15 protein-coding genes are annotated in these 17,201 nt (G+C 74.3%); 12 read left to right on the top strand and 3 right to left on the bottom strand.

Annotated elements, in window-relative coordinates:
• Nucleotides 1-12 precede the first annotated feature (12 nt).
• The 6 genes from FB474_RS08100 (at nucleotide 13) to FB474_RS08075 (ending at nucleotide 6,630) form a co-directional block, all read left to right on the top strand.
• A complete protein-coding gene (locus FB474_RS08100) occupies nucleotides 13-2,667 on the top strand; it encodes an MGH1-like glycoside hydrolase domain-containing protein (RefSeq protein ID WP_141788186.1) in 2,655 nt (884 codons plus the stop codon).
• A complete protein-coding gene (locus tag FB474_RS08095; protein ID WP_185746095.1) occupies nucleotides 2,664-3,398 on the top strand; it encodes a DUF1614 domain-containing protein in 735 nt (244 codons plus the stop codon). The genes FB474_RS08100 and FB474_RS08095 overlap by 4 nt, the downstream gene beginning before the upstream one ends.
• Before the next feature lie 150 nt (nucleotides 3,399-3,548).
• Entirely contained in the window at nucleotides 3,549-3,941 is a 393-nt protein-coding gene (locus tag FB474_RS08090; protein WP_141788184.1) for an SHOCT domain-containing protein, read from the top strand.
• Nucleotides 3,942-4,091: 150 nt separating this feature from the next.
• Nucleotides 4,092-4,787, top strand: coding sequence for a mechanosensitive ion channel family protein (locus FB474_RS08085; RefSeq protein ID WP_141788183.1), 696 nt, complete (start codon nucleotides 4,092-4,094; stop codon nucleotides 4,785-4,787).
• 93 nt (nucleotides 4,788-4,880) lie between these two features.
• A complete protein-coding gene (locus FB474_RS08080) occupies nucleotides 4,881-5,906 on the top strand; it encodes a hypothetical protein (protein ID WP_141788182.1) in 1,026 nt (341 codons plus the stop codon).
• A 46-nt stretch (nucleotides 5,907-5,952) separates the two neighbouring features.
• Nucleotides 5,953-6,630: a hypothetical protein gene (locus FB474_RS08075; RefSeq protein WP_141788181.1), complete on the top strand. Its 678-nt coding sequence runs from the start codon at nucleotides 5,953-5,955 to the stop codon at nucleotides 6,628-6,630.
• A 47-nt stretch (nucleotides 6,631-6,677) separates the two neighbouring features.
• Here the strand turns inward: FB474_RS08075 and FB474_RS08070 are convergent, their stop codons facing one another.
• Nucleotides 6,678-8,849: a PP2C family protein-serine/threonine phosphatase gene (locus tag FB474_RS08070; protein WP_141788180.1), complete on the bottom strand. Its 2,172-nt coding sequence runs from the start codon at nucleotides 8,847-8,849 to the stop codon at nucleotides 6,678-6,680.
• An 85-nt stretch (nucleotides 8,850-8,934) separates the two neighbouring features.
• Here FB474_RS08070 and FB474_RS08065 point away from each other — a divergent pair, with 85 nt between their 5' ends.
• Entirely contained in the window at nucleotides 8,935-9,753 is an 819-nt protein-coding gene (locus tag FB474_RS08065; protein ID WP_141788179.1) for an MEDS domain-containing protein, read from the top strand.
• On the top strand, nucleotides 9,750-10,691 hold the full coding sequence (locus FB474_RS08060) for a sensor histidine kinase (protein ID WP_141788178.1): 942 nt from the start codon (nucleotides 9,750-9,752) through the stop codon (nucleotides 10,689-10,691). The genes FB474_RS08065 and FB474_RS08060 overlap by 4 nt, the downstream gene beginning before the upstream one ends.
• Nucleotides 10,692-10,805: 114 nt before the next feature.
• On the opposite strand, the gene FB474_RS08055 is transcribed toward FB474_RS08060, so the two are convergent.
• Both FB474_RS08055 and FB474_RS08050 read right to left on the bottom strand, forming a co-directional pair.
• A complete protein-coding gene (locus tag FB474_RS08055; protein ID WP_141788177.1) occupies nucleotides 10,806-11,321 on the bottom strand; it encodes a PepSY domain-containing protein in 516 nt (171 codons plus the stop codon).
• A gap of 79 nt (nucleotides 11,322-11,400) precedes the next feature.
• Nucleotides 11,401-12,234, bottom strand: coding sequence for a glycerophosphodiester phosphodiesterase (locus tag FB474_RS08050; RefSeq protein WP_141788176.1), 834 nt, complete (start codon nucleotides 12,232-12,234; stop codon nucleotides 11,401-11,403).
• 204 nt (nucleotides 12,235-12,438) lie between these two features.
• Here FB474_RS08050 and FB474_RS08045 point away from each other — a divergent pair, with 204 nt between their 5' ends.
• Genes FB474_RS08045 through FB474_RS08030 form a run of 4 tightly spaced genes read left to right on the top strand, consistent with a single transcriptional unit; the run spans nucleotide 12,439 to nucleotide 17,079 of the window.
• Nucleotides 12,439-13,110, top strand: coding sequence for an FHA domain-containing protein (locus FB474_RS08045; RefSeq protein WP_141788175.1), 672 nt, complete (start codon nucleotides 12,439-12,441; stop codon nucleotides 13,108-13,110).
• Between the two features lie 11 nt (nucleotides 13,111-13,121).
• On the top strand, nucleotides 13,122-14,939 hold the full coding sequence (locus FB474_RS08040) for a glycoside hydrolase family 15 protein (protein WP_141788174.1): 1,818 nt from the start codon (nucleotides 13,122-13,124) through the stop codon (nucleotides 14,937-14,939).
• A complete protein-coding gene (locus FB474_RS08035) occupies nucleotides 14,936-16,246 on the top strand; it encodes an FHA domain-containing protein (protein ID WP_141788173.1) in 1,311 nt (436 codons plus the stop codon). Before FB474_RS08040 ends, FB474_RS08035 begins: the two co-directional genes overlap by 4 nt.
• A 5-nt stretch (nucleotides 16,247-16,251) precedes the next feature.
• Complete coding sequence (locus tag FB474_RS08030; protein WP_185746094.1) at nucleotides 16,252-17,079, top strand: protein kinase domain-containing protein; 828 nt, start codon at nucleotides 16,252-16,254, stop codon at nucleotides 17,077-17,079.
• The last annotated feature ends 122 nt before the right edge of the window (nucleotides 17,080-17,201 follow it).

The raw sequence follows: 17,201 nt of genomic DNA, 5'->3' as shown, positions 1-17,201 counted from the left end.
AAGGAGAGCACCATGGCCGAGCAGCAGCACCCGGTGACCGCCGAGCACGCCCGGTTGGCCGCCGCCCACGACGAGGGCGACCAGGCCTGGGCCGCCTGGGGGCCCTACCTCAGCGAACGGGCCTGGGGCACGGTCCGGGAGGACTACAGCGCCACCGGTGAGGCGTGGGACTTCCTGCCCCACGACGCGGCACGCTCCAAGGCCTACCGCTGGAACGAGGACGGCCTCGCCGGCGTCTGCGACCGCGGCCAGACGTGGTGCCTGGCGCTGGCCCTGTGGAACGGGGTCGACCCCATCCTCAAGGAGCGGGTCTTCGGCCTGGCCGGGCCGGAGGGCAACCACGGCGAGGACGCCAAGGAGTACTGGTGGTACCTCGACTCCACCCCCACGCACTCGTGGATGCGGTGGCGGTGCCACTACCCCCAGCGGGAGTTCCCCTACACCGACCTGGTGCAGCAGAACCGCAGCCGCGGCAAGGACGACCCGGAGTACGAGCTGGTCGACACCGGTGTCTTCGACGAGGGCCGCTTCTGGGCGGTGACGGTGGACTACGCCAAGGCCGCGCCGACCGACCTGTGCCTGCGCGTGACCGTGCGCAACCACGGCCCCGAGGAGGCGACGCTGCACGTGCTGCCGACCCTGTGGTTCCGCAACACCTGGTCCTGGGGGCGGGACCCCTACCGGCCCGAGATCCGGGCGGAGGACCACCGGCTGGTGGCCGTCCACCACGACAGCGGCCCACTCGTCCTCGCCGGCGACGGCTCCCCCGAGGTGCTGGTGTGCGAGAACGAGACCAACTTCGAGCGGCTGTACGGCGTCGCCAACACCACGCCCTGGCCCAAGGACGGGATCAACGACCGGGTCGTGTCCGGAGCCGCGACCGTCAACCCCGAAGGCGTAGGCACCAAGGCCGCGCTGCACTACGCGGTGACCGTGCCCGCGGGCGGGTCGCGCGAGATACGGCTGCGGCTGTCCCGTCCGTCCGGGGAGCCGGACCTCGGCGGCGGGTTCGCGTGGACGATGCAGGCCCGCGAGGACGAGGCGGACGAGTACTACCGGGCGCTGACCCCGGCCGGGACGTCCGCGGACGAGGCCCTGGTGCTGCGCCAGGCGCTGGCCGGACTGCTGTGGAGCAAGCAGTACTACGCCTACGACGTGCGGCAGTGGCTCGACGGGGACCCGGCCGGCCCCCCGCCACCGCCGCAACGCCAGCAGGGGCGCAACAGCAGGTGGAAGCACGTCGCGAACGCCGACGTGATCTCGATGCCGGACACGTGGGAGTACCCGTGGTACGCCGCGTGGGACCTGGCCTTCCACACGGCGGTCCTGGCGCACGTCGACCCGGGCTTCGCCAAGGACCAGCTGCTGCTGATGACCACCGAGCGCTACATGCACCCCAACGGCCAGCTCCCGGCGTACGAGTGGGCCTTCGGCGACGTCAACCCGCCGGTGCACGCCTGGGCCGCGCTGGAGGTGTTCCGCATCGACGGCGGCACCGACACCGACTTCCTCGAGCGCATCTTCCACAAGCTCATCGCCAACTTCACGTGGTGGCTCAACCGCAAGGACCCGGACGGCAACAACCTCTTCGAGGGCGGCTTCCTCGGGCTGGACAACATCGGCCTGTTCGACCGCTCGGCGCCGATGCCGTCGGGCGTGCACCTGGAGCAGGCCGACAGCACCGCGTGGATGGTGATGTACGCCCTGGACATGTTCCGCATGGCGATGGTGCTCGCCGAGCACGACCCGACGTATGAGGACATGGCGATCAAGTTCGCCCGCCACGCGATCACGATCACCGTCACCGCCAACCAGCAAGGACTGTGGGACGAGGAGGACGGGTTCTACTACGACCGGCTGCGCACCGACGACGGCCGGGTGCTCGAGCTGAAGGTGCGCTCGATGGTCGGGGTGGTTCCGCTGTTCGCCGTGGCCGTGGTCGGCGAGCGGCGTCTGGCCCAGCTGCGCCGCCTCGTCCTCACGTGGGCGCGCGAGCACGCCCCCGAGCTGGTCGAGGTGGTCGAGACCGACGAGCGCCGGCACGTGCTGTCCCTCATCCGGCCGGACCGCCTCGTGCGGGTGCTGGGCACGGTGCTCGACGAGGAGCAGTTCCTCTCGCCGCACGGCCTGCGCTCCATGTCGGCGTGGCACCGTGACCACCCGCTGCACGTGCAGCTGCGCGGCAGCGACTTCTCCGTCGACTACGAGCCCGGCGAGTCGCACACCGTGATGTTCGGCGGCAACTCCAACTGGCGCGGGCCGGTGTGGTTCCCGCTGAACTACCTGGCCGTCCAGGCGCTGCGCACCTACGAGCAGGAGTACGGCGCGCGGCTCACCGTCGAGCACCCCACCGGGTCGGGACGCCAGTGCCGGCTGGGTGAGGTCGCCGACGACCTCAGCCGCCGCCTGGTCTCCGTCTTCTGCGACGACGCCCGGGGCCGGCGGCCGGTCTTCGGCGACTGCGAGCTGTTCCAGACCGACCCCGCCTGGCACGACCTCATCCCCTTCTACGAGTACTTCCACGGGGACACCGGGGCGGGCCTGGGCGCCGGGCACCAGACCGGGTGGACCGCCCTGGTGGCCAACCTCATCCTCCAGCGCGGCGACCGGGCCCCCACGCCGAGACCGGCCGACGTCCCCCGCACGGAGCCCGTCGTCCGCCGGTGAGCGTCGGGGCCGGCGGAGTCGGTGGGCTCGGCGGGCGCGTCCCGCCGGCCCGTCGCGGACCACGCGCACCCCGGACCACGGTGCTGGCCCTGGTCCTCGGCCTGGCGGTGGCCGCGGTGGTGGTGCACGCGACCAACGTGGCGTTCTCGGTCGTCGGCCTGAGCCCGGCCTGGGCCATCGCGGTGCTCGCCGGGAGCCTGCTGGGCAGCGCCGTCAACGTGCCCGTGCTCTCCCTCGTGGCCGAACCGGAGGACGCCGGGCCCGGGCGGGTCGAGGTCGTGCGGGGCGGCATGGTCTGGACCCTGTGGCTGGACCGGCCCCGGCGCATCACGGTCGCGGTCAACGTCGGCGGGGCGATCATCCCCAGCGCGGTCTCGGTGTACCTGTTGGTGCGCACGGGCCTGTGGTGGGCTGGGCTGTTCGTCGTGGCGCTCGTGGCGCTGGTGGTGCACCGCTACGCCACGCCAGTGCGCCGGGTGGGCATCGTGGTGCCGATGATCCTGCCGGCGCTCACCGCTGCTGCTGCCGCGCTGGCGGTCGCCGGCCGCGCCGACGCGCCGGTGCTGGCCTACGTCGGCGGCACCCTGGGCACGCTCGTCGGGGCCGACCTGACCAACCTCGCGGCGGTGCGGCGGATGCCTGCCTCGCGGGTCTCGATCGGCGGGGGCGGCACCTTCGACGGGGTGTTCGTCTCGGGGGTGCTCGCGGTGCTGCTGGCCGCCCTGAGGTGAGGCACGGCATACCTGCGTCGCGCCCGCCCTGCCCGGGGACCTTTGGCACTCCGGCAGATCTGCACGGCCGCCCTACGCTCGCCGTGAGGGGGTCACAAGCGTCCGGGCCCAGGGCACCCGCCCCGGGACGGAGCCGGAGAGGGAGGAACGATGCTTCACGCCGCAGCCGAATGGGGGACCGGGCAAGTGTTCTGGTCCATGTTCTGGTTCTTCATGTTCTTCATCTGGATCTGGCTGCTGATCGTCATCTTCGGTGACATCTTCCGCAGCGACGACCTCTCCGGCTGGGGCAAGGCCCTGTGGACGATCTTCGTCATCGTCCTGCCCTACCTCGGCGTCTTCGTCTACCTCATCGCCCGCGGGCACAAGATGCAGGCGCATGCCCAGGAGTCCGCGGCCCGCTCGCGGGGCTACCAGCCCACCGCCGCACCGGCGCACAACGGCAGCACCGCCGAGGAGATCAGCCGTCTGGCCGACCTGCGCGACCGCGGCGTGATCAGCGAGGCGGAGTTCCAGCAGGCCAAGGCCCGCGCCCTCACCTGAGCCGTCCGACCCGCACCGGGCCCGTCCCTGCAGGGGGACGGGCCCGGTGTGTAACGTCGAGGGCCGGGCCAGGGGCCGGAACCGCGTCGCGTCGCCGCCCCCTGCGGCCCGTGACCAGCGATCCCCAGCCGTGCTTGGAGGTATGCCGCTGTGCACCTTCCGACCCACCCCCTGACCGTCTCCTCCCGCCCGGACCTGCGCCGCGCCGGCGCCGCTGCCGCCGTGGCGGTCGTCGGCTTCGCCGTCCTCGCCACGTTCAGCAGCCCGCACTCGCCCCAGCTCGGCGCCAAGCTGCTGGCCTTCGGCGGGGCCACGCTGTTCGCCGTCGTCGCGGCCGTGGCCGTGCGCAGCGGCGCCAACGAGGTGGCGCGCGTAGCCACCCTGCGTGCCGGACCGGGCACCGCGTCCAACCTGCGCCTCGGCCTGACGATGGCCGGCTACGTCATCGTCGCCTCGGCCACGCTGAGCCTGCTGCAGGTGCCGATCGAGAAGCTGCTCCTCTCCGGCGCCATCACCGGCGTGGTCATCGGCATCGCCGCCCAGCAGGCCCTGGCCAACCTCTTCGCCGGCCTGGTGCTCCTGACCTCCCGGCCCTTCGACGTCGGCCAGTGGGTGGTGCTGCGCTCGGGTGCGCTCGGGGGCGAGTACACCGGCGAGGTGGTCGGCGTGGGGCTGACCTACACCGAGCTGCTCACCGACGAGGGACGCTTCTCCCTGCCCAACGCCGGGGTCCTCGCCGCGGCCAGCGGTCCGCGGCAGCGGCCGTCCCACGTCCGCCCAGCCCACGCCCGCCCGGGTCCCCGCGGCACGCACGCCGCCCTGGCGGACCTGTCCCGCTCCTCCTGACACGCAGGTTTACGCCCGGCGACGCCGGGCGTTCACCCGCGTCGGCAGCGGAGGCGGCAGGGTCTGGTGCACCTGCCGACGACGAGGAGTGCCATGCCCACCCGCCGCCTGATCGCCCTGACCGCACTGGCCCTGACCGGCACCCTCGCCGCTGCCGCTCCGTCCTTCGCCGCGACCCCGGCGCCCGGCCGGGACCGGGAACGCTCGTTCGCCGTCATCGGGGACGTCCCCTACGGCGCGGACCAGGTCGCGGCGTTCCCCCGCTGGGTCGACCAGATCAACGCCGCCGACCCGGCCCTGACCTTCCACGTCGGCGACATCAAGAACGGCTCGACCCGTTGCGACGAGCCGTACTACCGGATGATCCGGGCCGACTTCGACCGCTTCGAGAACCCCCTCGTCTACACCCCCGGGGACAACGAGTGGACCGACTGCCACCGCGAGAACAACGGCGGCTACGCGCCGCTGGGCCGCCTCGCCCTGGACCGTCAGGTCTTCTTCGACCACCCCGGTACGACGCTGGGCCGGCACCCGGCGCGCGTCACCTCCTCGGCCGCGGCCGGGTTCCCCGAGAACGTCCGGCTGCGCCGGGACGACGTCGACTTCGCCGTGGTGCACGTCGTCGGCAGCAACGACGACCTGCAGCCGTGGACCGGCCTGGGCCAGAGCACGGCGACCCGGGACCAGGTTGCCGAGGAGCAGGCCCGGATGGCCGACGGCATCGCGGTCGTCCGCGAGGCCTTCGCACAGGCCCGCCAGCGCCACGACCGGGCCGTCGTGGTGTTGCAGCAGGCCGACATGTTCGACCCCACCTACACGCCCGCTTGGACGGACATCTCGGCCTTCCAGCCGCTGGTGCAGGCGCTCACGGACGAGGCGTCACGTTTCGCCGGCCCGGTCTACCTGTTCAACGGCGACAGCCACGTCTTCCACACCGACCGGCCGCTGGCCGCAGGGTCCCCGTGGCTGGCAACGTATGGGGTGCGCGGCAGTGCCGACAACCTCCAGCGGGTCACCGTCGACGGGTCGAGCAACAACACCGACTGGCTGCGGGTCACGGTCAACCAGCCGGGCGCGGCCGGCGTGCTCAGCTGGGAGCGGGTGCCCTACAGCCCCTGACCGCCGGGCCGGTGCAACGCCAGGCCGCCCGGGGAGACGAGGGAACATGACCCAGACCCCTTCCCTCGAGTCACTGGTCCGCACCCGCGAGTCGCTCCACCAGGTCGCCGAGCACGTCCTCGCGGCTGCCCGCAAGCGAGAGACCGGCCACTTCACCCTGCGCACGAGCCCCGGCGGCTTCTGCACCCCTCCGCTGGACGACGGGCGCGTGATCGCCGTCGACCACACCGACCTCACCGTCACCGACGCCGACGGCGTGCACCGCGCCCCGCTCACGACCGTGCGGGCCGCCGCCGACCTCGTCGGCATCGCGGCCGGCTTCCCCACGACGCACGGCTGGGCTACCCCGCTGGAGCCGGACGCCCTCCTGACCGTCGACCCGGCCGCAGCGGACACCCTGGCCGACTGGTTCGCCCTCGGGCAGCAGGCCCTGGAGGCACTCGTGGCCGAGCTCGCCTACGAGCACCCCAGCGAGCCGAGCCTCTTCCCGGAGCACTTCGACCTCGGGATGACCGCGGGCGAGGTCAACTACGGTGTCTCCCCGGGCGACGCCGGCATCGCCGAGCCGTACGTCTACGTCGGACCGTTCGCCGGCCCGCCGGGGCAGGACGAGTACTGGAACGCGCCGTTCGGGGCCTACAGGACCCGCGCACGGGTGACCACCAGCGACGACGCCCTGGCCTTCTTCCGCGACGGCCGCCGACGGCTGCGCACGGGAGCCTGACACCCGGCACACATGCTGACCCCGGCTGCCCGGGCGGCTGGAGGCGGTCACTCCTCCTCGGCCGCACCGGCCAGCGGCGCGGCCGACGAACCGGCCGGCGGGGCGTCTCGCGAGCCGTTCGGCGAGGCAGGCGCGGTCGGCACCGGCACGGCATACCGGGCCAGCAGCAGCGACAGGTCGTCGCTCTCCTTGCCCAGCCGCGCCTGGAGCAGCTCCTCGGCGATGGGCTCGGGGGCGTGGCCGTGGCTCAGGGCGGCCACGCCCACGCTGGCGACGAAGTCGGAGAGGGTGTCCAGGCCGTGCTTGCGGCTCTCGACCACCCCGTCGGTGTAGAGGACGAGCAGGCTGCCGACCGGCACGCGGACCTCGGCCTCACCCCGGCCCTCGACGGGCACGCCGAGCGGGGGCGACCCGCCACCCTCGAGCGCGGTGACCCGGCCGTCGGGGTCGACCAGCAGCGGCGGCAGGTGCCCGGCGCGCGCGATGCGGGCCACGCCGGTGCCGAGGTCGAGCAGCACGTAGGCCATGGTTGCGATCTCGTCCGGGTCGAGGTCGAGGGTCACCCGGTCGAGGGCCTGCAGGACCACCGCCGGGGACGGGTCCACGGCCGTGACCGAACGCAACGTCGTGCGCATCTGGCCCATCAGCGCCGCGGCTCGCAGCCCCTTGCCCATGACGTCCCCGACGACGAGGGCGACCAGCCCGTCGCAGACCTCGACGCAGTCGTACCAGTCGCCACCGACCTGCAGCCCGCTCTCGCCCGGGACGTAGCGCGCCGCCAGGGTGAGGTCCTGCCGCACCGGGAGCCGGGTGGGCAACAGGGACTCCTGCAGGGTGCGGGCGGCGCTGGCCTGCGCCTCGTAGGCCAGCGCCCGGGCGATCGCCTGCCCACCCTGGGCGGCCAGGCCGGCCAGCAGGTCGGTCTGCTGGCGGGGCCACTCGTGCGGCTCGGGGCCCCAGAGCAGCAGCACCCCGATCGGCTCGTCGCGTTCGCGGATCGGCAGGGCAGCCACCGAGGAGGTCTGCTGTCCCAGCTCCCGGGTCAGGGCGGGGAAGGAGTCCTCGACCTCGCTGCGGGTGCCCAGGAGGACGGGCCGCCCGTGTTCCATCGCCAGCATGGCCGGACCGGACGGCACCCACGTCGCGTCGTCGACGCCGTCGCGCGGGCGCGTCGACCCCGTGCCGCCCAGCACGCGCAGCCCGCCTGCCCGGCTCGCGACGAGGACGGCGGCGTTCGCGGCGCCGGAGGCGCTGACGGCGTCCTCGGCCAGCACCCGGCCCACCTCGGCGGGGGTGACCGCCCTGGCCAGGTCCTGCGCGCACGACAGGAGCTGGTGGGTCAGGCGCAGCGAGCGGCGCAGCTGACCCTCCCGGCGGACCAGCTCGCTGTCGCTGTAGGTCTCGATGTCCCGCAGCTGCGCCAGCACGTTCCAGACGGCGCCGGCGGCGAGGACGGCGTAGGTCGCGAACCGCAGGGACAGGCTGGCCCACCACACGGGTGCGAACCGCTGCCCCCCGACGGCGTTGAGGACGAGGTCGTAGACCGACAGCGACAGCGCCACCCCCACCCAGCCACGCAGGGCCTCCGGTGCGCGGCCGACGCGAAGCACCCACAGCACCGCCGCGACGGCCACGAGGGCAGCAGAGACCAGCAGCAGGACCCGCAGCAGCGGCAGGTAGGTGCCGTCGGGTCGCGTGAGCACCGGGAACGGCACGAGGTCGAGGGCGAACACGAGAGCGAGGGTCAGACCGGCTCCGGCCACCACGGGCTGCCACCGGGGAGGGGCCCGCAGGATCCCCAGCAGCGCACCCGCGGCGAAGGTGAGGTGGTACGTCAGGTAGAGCGCGCTGGCGCTCGGGGTGCTCGTGGTCAGCGGGCCCCCGGACGGCATGACGACCGGGAACGCCAGGGCCTGCAGAGCCATCGCCAGCAACCCCACACCCAGTCCGGTGGCCACCCAGCCGAGAGCGGGGTCGTGCTGCGCCCGTGAGCGGCGCAGGAGGATGACCATGGCGAAGGCCGAGCACAACGGCGCGGCCACGACGAAGGCGAACGCCAGGCCCGGGGGCGGCAGCGCACGGCTGAACAGCGCCACGACGTAGGCCAGGCCCGCGAAGGCGGCCGTGCCCACGGCGACGAGGAGGTCCAGGCGTCGCACCGGTGTCGGTGTCCGGGGCTCCAGCTCCGGGTTCGCCGCACGGGCGAAGGTCTGCGCCACCCGGACATCGTCGCAGGCAGAGGGGCCAGTAGCCCACCCCCTGAGGAGTCTCGCCCTGCGTCCCCGGCCGGCGTAGCCTGCTGGGGTGGAGCCGCCCCGGTGGACGTCCCCCGGCTGGGACGGGCACCTCCTTCTCCTGCACCGCACCGAGCGCGACCGGTCTGCGGCCCTGGCCGCGTGGGCCCGACACGGCCTGGACCGTGGCGAGCGGGTCGTGCTCATCGAACCGGCGGGCGCGGCATACCCGGACTCGGCGACGACCGTGCTGCGGCAACATGGCACCGACCCTGCGGCCTTCCTCGCCTGCGGCCAGCTCCAGGTGCTGGCCGCCGACCGGGACCTCTACTCCCTGCAGGGCCAGCTCGACCTGGTCGAGGGCGCGTTGCGCGACGGGTTCCCCGGTGTGCGGGTGACCGCTCGGGCGGAGGCGGCGGAGCCCCTGGTCGACGGGCAGGAGCACGCCGACCTCGAGCGGGCCATGAACGGGCTCTGCCACACCCGACCGGTCTCGGCGTTGTGCCAGTACGAGGCGGACCTCGCGCCGATGATGCTGCACGCCCTGTGCGGCATGCACGCCGACGGCATCGTGGAGGCCCAGCTGCGGTGCCGGACCACCCCTGACGGGCTGTCCCTCGCCGGGGACGTCGACGTCTCCAACCACGAGGTGCTCCGGTTCGCCCTGCGCGCCGCCACCACCACCGAGTCCACCCGGGACCTCGTCGTCGACCTGACCGACCTCGGGTTCCTGGACGTCTGCGGCGCCCGCGCCCTCCTGATCGGCACCAGCGAGCACCGGGAGGCCGGCGGCCGGCTCCGGCTGCTCGGCCCCAACCCTGCGGTCGAGCGGCTGCTGCTGCTGCTCGGCCTCGACCGTGCACCCGGAACCATCCTGGAGCCTCGATGACCCAGCCACTCGGCATAGACCGGGACAGCTACAGCCACGACCTGCTGGTCCACGACACCGACGAGGAGCTGGTGCGGGCCACCCAGGACTTCGTCGCCGAGGGTCTGGACTCCGGGGGCCAGGTGCTCGTGCACAGCAGCCGCGAGCGGGTGCCACTGCTGCAGGACGCGCTGCGGCCGCACCCCCGGCTGACCTGGGGCTACGACGAGGACCTCTACCAGTCCCCCACCACGACGCTGTTCGCCTACCAGCGCCAGCTCGCCCTGGCGCCCGAGCCGACGCAGGTGTGGGTGACCGGCACGGTGCCGCTGGCGCAGGGCCGTGCCGCCCAGGCCGCCTGGTCGCGGTACGAGTCCATGGTCAACGTGGCGCTCGGGAGCTTTGCCTTCCATGCGCTGTGCACGTATGACGCGCGCAGCCTCCCTGGGCACGTCGTCGAGGCCGCCCGGGCGGCCCACCCGCACCAGGGCGTCGGTCCGCTGCGGCAGGAGAACCCCGACTACGAGACGCCGGGAGACTTCCTGGCCAACCCGCTGGCGTTCACCCCCGGGGTCCCGGGCACGGCGCCGACCGCGGACCTCGTCCTGCGTGACCTGCGTGAGCTGCACCTGGCCCGGAGCCTGGTCGCCCGCGAGGCCAGGTCCTCGGGGCTGCCCTCCGAGGCGCGTGGCGACTTCGTCAGCGCCGCGCACGAGGTGCTGGCCAACGCGTTCCGGCACGGGGCCCCGCCCGTCACGCTCGAGATGTGGGTCGGCCAGGCCCGCCTGACCGCCCTGGTGACCGACCGTGGACCGGGTCTGCCCGACACGATGTCCGGCTTCGGGTACCCCGACCGCGGTGGGTCGGTGGGCCTGTGGGCCGCCCGCCAGATGTGCGAGGAGCTCGTCATCGGCACGAGCCCCGACGGCGGCTGCAGCGTGCTGCTCTCCACCGGCTGAGCCCGCGCTTCCCCGCGCCGAGGTCGACGAGACCCACACCTCCCGCTCCGGGAGATGTGGGTCTCGGCGACCTGGCGGGCATGCCGCGGGGGCGGTGCCCGCCGGTGCCTGGGCTCACTCGCGGAACTGCGGGCCGCTGTGGCGCGCGATGCGGTCCTGCTGCCGCTGGACGTCCTCGGGCACCGTGGGGGTGCTCGTGGCTGCCGGGGTCGCGGTCTCCCTGTCCTCAGGGTGGTTGCCGGCGCGCTCGGCGGGTTGCTCGTCGGAGTCGGTCCGGGTCGCGACGACCATGCCGGTGGCGGGGTTGACGTCCACCTCGACGGCGCTGCCGTCGGTGCGGGCGATGGTGACCGCGTAGACGGTGCCGGAGCCGGTCGCCGTGCGCGAGGTCAGGACGACGTGGCCGGGCACGGAGGACAGGGCCACCTGACGTGCCTGGTCGAGGGTGACGGGGTGCGACCGCGCCGGGTGGGCGTGACCGCCCGCGGCGCCCTGGGCGGGTGCCGCCATAGTGGTGGTCTCGACCGGTGCGGCCGAGGTCGCGCTGCCCAGGGCGACGGCGGCGCCCGCGAGGGCTCCGGCCAGGACGATGCCGAGGACGGCGGGGCGGTGACGGGTGATGACGTTCATCGGTGTGTTTCCTTTCCTGCCGGTGACCCGGGTGGTCACCTGGTGTGGTTCGGGGTGGCGGGCACGGCCGGGCCGTGGCTCAGCCGGCACGGGTGCCGGCAGCCGCCGGGACCCGGCCGAGGGCCTCGCGGGCCCGCGCCGGGTGGTCGGTGATGAGGGCGGCGACGCCGAGGGCCGCGACCTGGCGCAGGTCGCTGCGGCGGTTGACCGTCCACGGGGTGACCGCGACGCCGAGCCGGCGCGCGGTGGCCACGGCGGCCGGTGCGTCGAGGAGCGCGGACAGGGCGGGGTGCACCTCGTCGTGGCCGGCGTCGACGGCCTGGCGCAGCAGGCTGGTCAGGGCGGTGCCCGGCCGGCCGAGCAGGGCGGTGGGCACCCGGCGCGGGTGCAGGACCGGCGCCAGGGCGGCGAGCAGGTCGCCGTCGAAGGAGGAGACGGTCACCCGCTCGGGCGCCGGGCCGAGGACCCGTGCCAGCTCGCGGGCCAGCCGGTCGGCGTAGCCGGGCAGGTCCACCGCCTTGGCCTCGACGACGACCTGACGACGGTGGGCACCGGCCACGGCGAGCACGTCGGCGAGGGTCGCCGCGTGGTGCCCGGCCCCCAGGTCCAGGGCCAGCAGCGCCGCCGCCGGGGCACCGGCGATGTCGACCTGTCGCCCGTCGGCTGCGGTCAGGTGCGGGTCGTGGCTGCACACCAGGACGCCGTCGGCGGTGAGGCGCACGTCGACCTCGACGCCGTCGGCGCCGAGCGTGAGCGCGGCGGCCACCGCTGCCGCGGAGTTCTCCGGACGGCGCAGGCCGGCCAGCCCGCGGTGGGCCAGGACGCGGGGCGCCACGGCTCCCTGCAGGTGGGCCGGCCGGGAGGACACGGCCGTGGCGGGTCCGGCGCCCGTGGTGGCGGTGATCGGTGTCATCGCGGCGTTCCCTCCGTCGAGTCCTGGTGCTGCTGACACCGACGACGGTGCCCGGACCGCCCCGGCCCGGGGCAGGCACCGCAGGTGTTGGCCGGCCCGCGCAAGGTGTCGGCCGAGCACCCCCTTGGGGTGGGTCCCGAAATCGCCCGGGGAGCCCCTGGCCGGGTCGTAGACTGGACAGACGAGCGCACGCACGGAGCGGCCATGGACGACCCAGCAGCTGGTCAGGGCCCGGCTCCCGCGCCGCCCCGGGTCGGTGTCGGCTGGACCGAAGGGCCGTTCCTCACCTATCCCGACGGCGGCGGGGAGCGGCAGTTCGTCACGCTCCAGCCCGGGCGCACGATGACGCTCGGCCGCGGCGCCGGCTGCGACGTCCAGCTCGGCTGGGACGAGGCCGTCTCCCGGGTGCACGCCCAGCTCGAGCCGGTCGGGCGCGACTGGACGCTGGTCGACGACGGCCTGTCCCGCAACGGGACCTACCTCAACGGCGAGCGCCTGACCGGGCGCAAGCGCCTGCGCGACGGTGACACCTTCGTGCTCGGCGGCACGTCCTTCACCTACCGCTCCGGCCAGCGGGGCCGCTCGCAGGAGACCAAGGTCGCCGACGGCATGGTCACCGTCGGATCGCTCTCACCCACCCAGCGCCAGGTGCTCACCGCCCTGTGCCGCCCCTACCGGGACTCCTCCGGCTTCGCCACCCCCGCGTCCAACCAGCAGATCGCCAGCGAGCTCTACCTGAGCGTCGACGCGGTGAAGACCCACCTGCGCACGCTGTTCCAGAAGTTCCACATCGAGGACCTGCCGCAGAACCAGAAGCGGGCCAAGCTCGTCGAGCGGGCCATCTCCCTGGGCCTGGTCTCCCGGCGCGAGCTGTAGGGAGGCACGCGGTGGCGGGCACACGGCATACCGGACAGGCCGCGATCGAGGACCACGGCGTCATCGGGGACCTGCACACGGCGGCCCTGGTCTCCACCGACGGCGACATCGACTGGCTGTGCCTACCCCGCTTCGACTCCCCCTCGGTCTTCGCCGCGCTGCTCGACGGCGAGCGCGGCGGCCGGTTCACGGTGCGGGCCGTGGGCGCCACGCGGACCAAGCAGATGTACCTGCCCGACTCCAACGTGCTGCTCACCCGGTTCCTCGGGGAGCACGCCGTGCTCGAGGTGGTGGACTTCATGGTCCCCCACGCCCACGGCTCCGCCGACCACCGCAGCGCCCACCAGCTGGTCCGCAAGGTGCGCGCGGTCCGCGGCCGGGTCGAGGTCGACATCCGGTGCGAGCCGGCCTTCGACTACGGCCGGGTGCACGGCGAGGTCGACGTGGTCGAGGGGTCCGGGGCGTTCTTCTCCTCGGCGGCCGGCCGCCTGGTGCTGCGCTCGACGGTCCCGCTGCAGGCCGACGGGGCGGCCGCGGTGGCCCGCCCGGTCCTGCACGAGGGCGAGACGATCGCGCTGTCCCTGTCCCGGCAGGGGTCCCCTCGGCCGCTGGACCTGGTCGAGGTCGAGGCCCTGCTGGAGACCACGACCGCGTTCTGGCAGGGCTGGATCCGCCAGTCGCGCTACCGGGGGCGCTACCGCGAGATGGTCGAGCGCTCGGCGCTGACGCTCAAGCTGCTGGTGCACCAGCCGACGGGCGCGCTGGTCGCGGCGGCGACGACCTCGCTGCCCGAGGCGCTCGGCGGCACCCGCAACTGGGACTACCGCTACACCTGGGTGCGGGATGCCGCGTTCACCGTCTACGGCCTGATGGCGCTGGGGTTCACCGAGGAGGCGGCGGCGTTCACGACCTGGCTGGAGGCCCGCTGCCTCGACGCCCCGCCCGGGGAGAGCCTGCAGGTGCTCTACGCCGTCGACGGTGAGCCCTCACCACCGGAGCAGGAGCTGGGACACCTCGCCGGCTACCGCGGGTCGCGCCCGGTGCGGATCGGCAACGGGGCGGCCGACCAGCGCCAGCTCGACATCCACGGCGAGCTGATGGACTCGGTCTACCTGTTCAACAAGCACGGCCAGCCCATCTCCTACACCCTGTGGGTGGCCCTGTGCCGGCAGCTGGACTGGCTGGAGAAGCACTGGGACGAGCCGGACTGCGGCGTGTGGGAGGTCCGCGGGCCGATGCGTCGGTTCACCTACTCCACCCTGATGACGTGGGTGGCCTTCGAGCGGGCCGAGCGCATCGCGCGCCAACGCGGGCTGCCCGCCCCGCTGGCCCGGTGGCGCGACGCCGCCGACCGGGCGTACCTGCAGGTGCAGGAGCAGGCGTGGAGCCCGAGCCTGCAGGCCTATGTGCAGTACCCGGGCAGCACCACCCTGGACGCCGGTGCGCTGGTGATGCCGCTGGTGAAGTTCACCGGACCGCAGGACCCCCGCTTCCTGGCCACGCTGGACCGGATCGAGCACGAGCTGGTCACCGACAGCCTCGTCCAGCGCTACCGCACCGACGGCAGCGACGGCTTCGAGGAGGGCGAGGGCACGTTCAACCTCTGCTCCTTCTGGTACGTCGAGGCGCTCACCCGCGCCGGCCGGCTGGAGCAGGCGCGCCAGACCTTCGAGAAGATGCTCACCTACGCCAACCACCTCGGCCTGTACGCCGAGGAGATCGGCCCGTCCGGCGAGGCCCTGGGCAACGTCCCGCAGGCGTTCACCCACCTGGCCCTCATCAGCGCCGCGGTCAACCTGGACCGCGCCCTGGCGCCGGAGCGACGATGAGCGGCACCGCGCCCCGTGCCCTGGGCGAGGGGTCGAGGGTCGTGGTGCACCCCGGCTCCGGCGTCGTGCACCGCAGCGGCGACGCGCTGCTCGTGATGCCGACGGTCGACGGCGGGCAGGTCGACGTCGCCACCGACCTGCTCGCCGCCTGCGCGGTGGAGTCCGACCCCACCGGCCGGCGTCGGGCCCGCCGGGTCGCGGCGCTGCTGGGGGCCGTCGAGGACCCCGACGCGGTGCCTGCCTTCGTGCTGCTGCTGGACACCGAGGCCGGACCGGTGCTGCTCGCCTCCGGGGACACCGACGCGCTCGTCCGCGGGGAGCACGAGCAGCGGGTCAGCGGGCGGGACTCGCTGGCGTGGGTGGAGCACCGGGTCGAACCCGGCTTCACCGCGATCGTGCTCGGTGGGGCCGCGGAGCCCGGCGCCGTGGCCGAGGCGCCGGTGCTGCCGCTGGACCTGGCCGGTGGCACGGTGCCCGGCGCCGGCGCCACCGTGCTCGCGCCGACGGCCGGCGTGGCAGCCGGCCGGCCCGGCCCGGTCGTGTCCCGGGAGAAGGCGGCCCCCGAGGAGCCAGTCACCGACGAGCCAGTCACCGACAAGCCAGTCACCGAGAAGCCAGTCACCGAGAAGCCAGTCACCGAGGAGCCGATTACCGAGCCGGTCGGAGACGGAGCCGGCCGACGTGAACCCGTCGCCGCACAGTTCACGGTGATGCGCCCCGTCACCCGCGTCCGCAACGTCGCGCTCGGTCCCTCGGCGACGCCCGCCCGCGCACCCCTGCCGGTCGCCGGGGCGGCAGCCGACCGCGCCGAGGCACCGACGGTGGACCGGGACGTCGTGGTCGAGGGCCTGCCGTGCCCGCAGGGCCACCTCAACGACCCCCGGGCCAGCGCCTGCTCCCTCTGCGGGTCCGACCTCGACCCGGAGGCCAGCCCCGTCCGGGCGACGCGACCACCCCTGGGCGTGCTCGTCACCGACGACGGCTCGGTCTTCCTGCTCACCTCCGACGTCGTCGTGGGGCGCGAGCCGGGCGGGTCCGAGGAGGTCCGGTCCGGGCGGGCGCAGCCGCTGCAGCTGCGCGACGAGGGGCACAGCGTCTCCCGCGTCCACGCCCGGGTGCACCTCGACGGGTGGGACGTCACCGTGGTCGACACCGGGTCCGCCAACGGCACGTACCTCAGCCGGACCGGCTCGGCCGGCCCCTGGGAGCCGGTGCAGGAGCCGACACCGCTGGCGGCCGGTGACCGGCTGCGGCTGGGCAAGCGGCAGCTGATGTACGACCGTCACCCTGCCGGCCCGGGACGCTGAGCCGGGTGGACGGGATCGCCGACTACGGCTTCCTACGCGAGGTCGGCCGCGGCCCGCAGGGCCGGGTCTACCTCGCGCGCCGGCCGGAACGGCTCGGGCCCGGCGACGAGTGGGTCGCCGTCAAGGTGCTCGACGCCACCGCCGCCGAGGAGGCCTTCGAGGCGGTCGCCGCCGAGCTCCAGTGCTTCGCCGCCGTCGACGGTGAGGACCTGGTCGCGTTGCACGAGGCCGGGCTCGTGGGGACCCGGGTCTACTACGTGCTGGCCCACCACCCGATGGGGTCCCTGGAGCACCCGGCCCACCCGTTGAACCGGCAGGCCCGGCTGGAGGCCGTCTCCCGGGCCGCCCGCGCCGCCCACCGGCTGCACGAGGCGGGGATCGTCCACCGCGCCATCAAGCCGGCCAACGTCCTCCTGGCCGGGACCGGTGCTGTCCTCGCCGAGCCCGGCGTCGCCCACCTCCTCCAGCCCGGGATCACCACCACCGGGACCCACCCGCTCGGCGGCTCGACCACGCTCGAGCTCACCGACCCGGCCGTGGTGCGCGGCGCCGCGGCCGGGCGCGCCAGCGACATCTGGGCGCTCGGAGTGACCCTGCACCTGGCGCTGACGGGCACCGGGCTCTTCCCCTCGATGATGTCCGCCGACCCCATGGTCGCGGTGCGGATGTACCTGCGCAGCACCCCCGAGCCGGACCCCGACCTCGGGGCGGCCGAACGGGCCGTGGTGCTGCGGGCCCTGCAGCCCGACCCGGCCGCGCGCTACCGCACCGCGGCCGAGCTCGCGGACGCGCTGGACCAGCTCGCCCCGGCGGCGGGCGGGCACGTGCACTGACCGGCACGGCATACCCACCCAGGGTGGTCCCCACCCACACCTGACGGGCGCGGCGACCAGCCCTGGGGTCGCTACCCGGCCCTGCCCCGCGAGCCGAGAGTGGTGCTCAGGTCGACACCGGG

Source organism: Oryzihumus leptocrescens, from assembly GCF_006716205.1.
In the GTDB taxonomy this organism is placed as follows: Bacteria; Actinomycetota; Actinomycetes; order Actinomycetales; family Dermatophilaceae; genus Oryzihumus; species Oryzihumus leptocrescens.
Note: the sequence above shows the minus strand (reverse complement) of the source record. Positions and strands in the feature narration are given on the sequence as shown.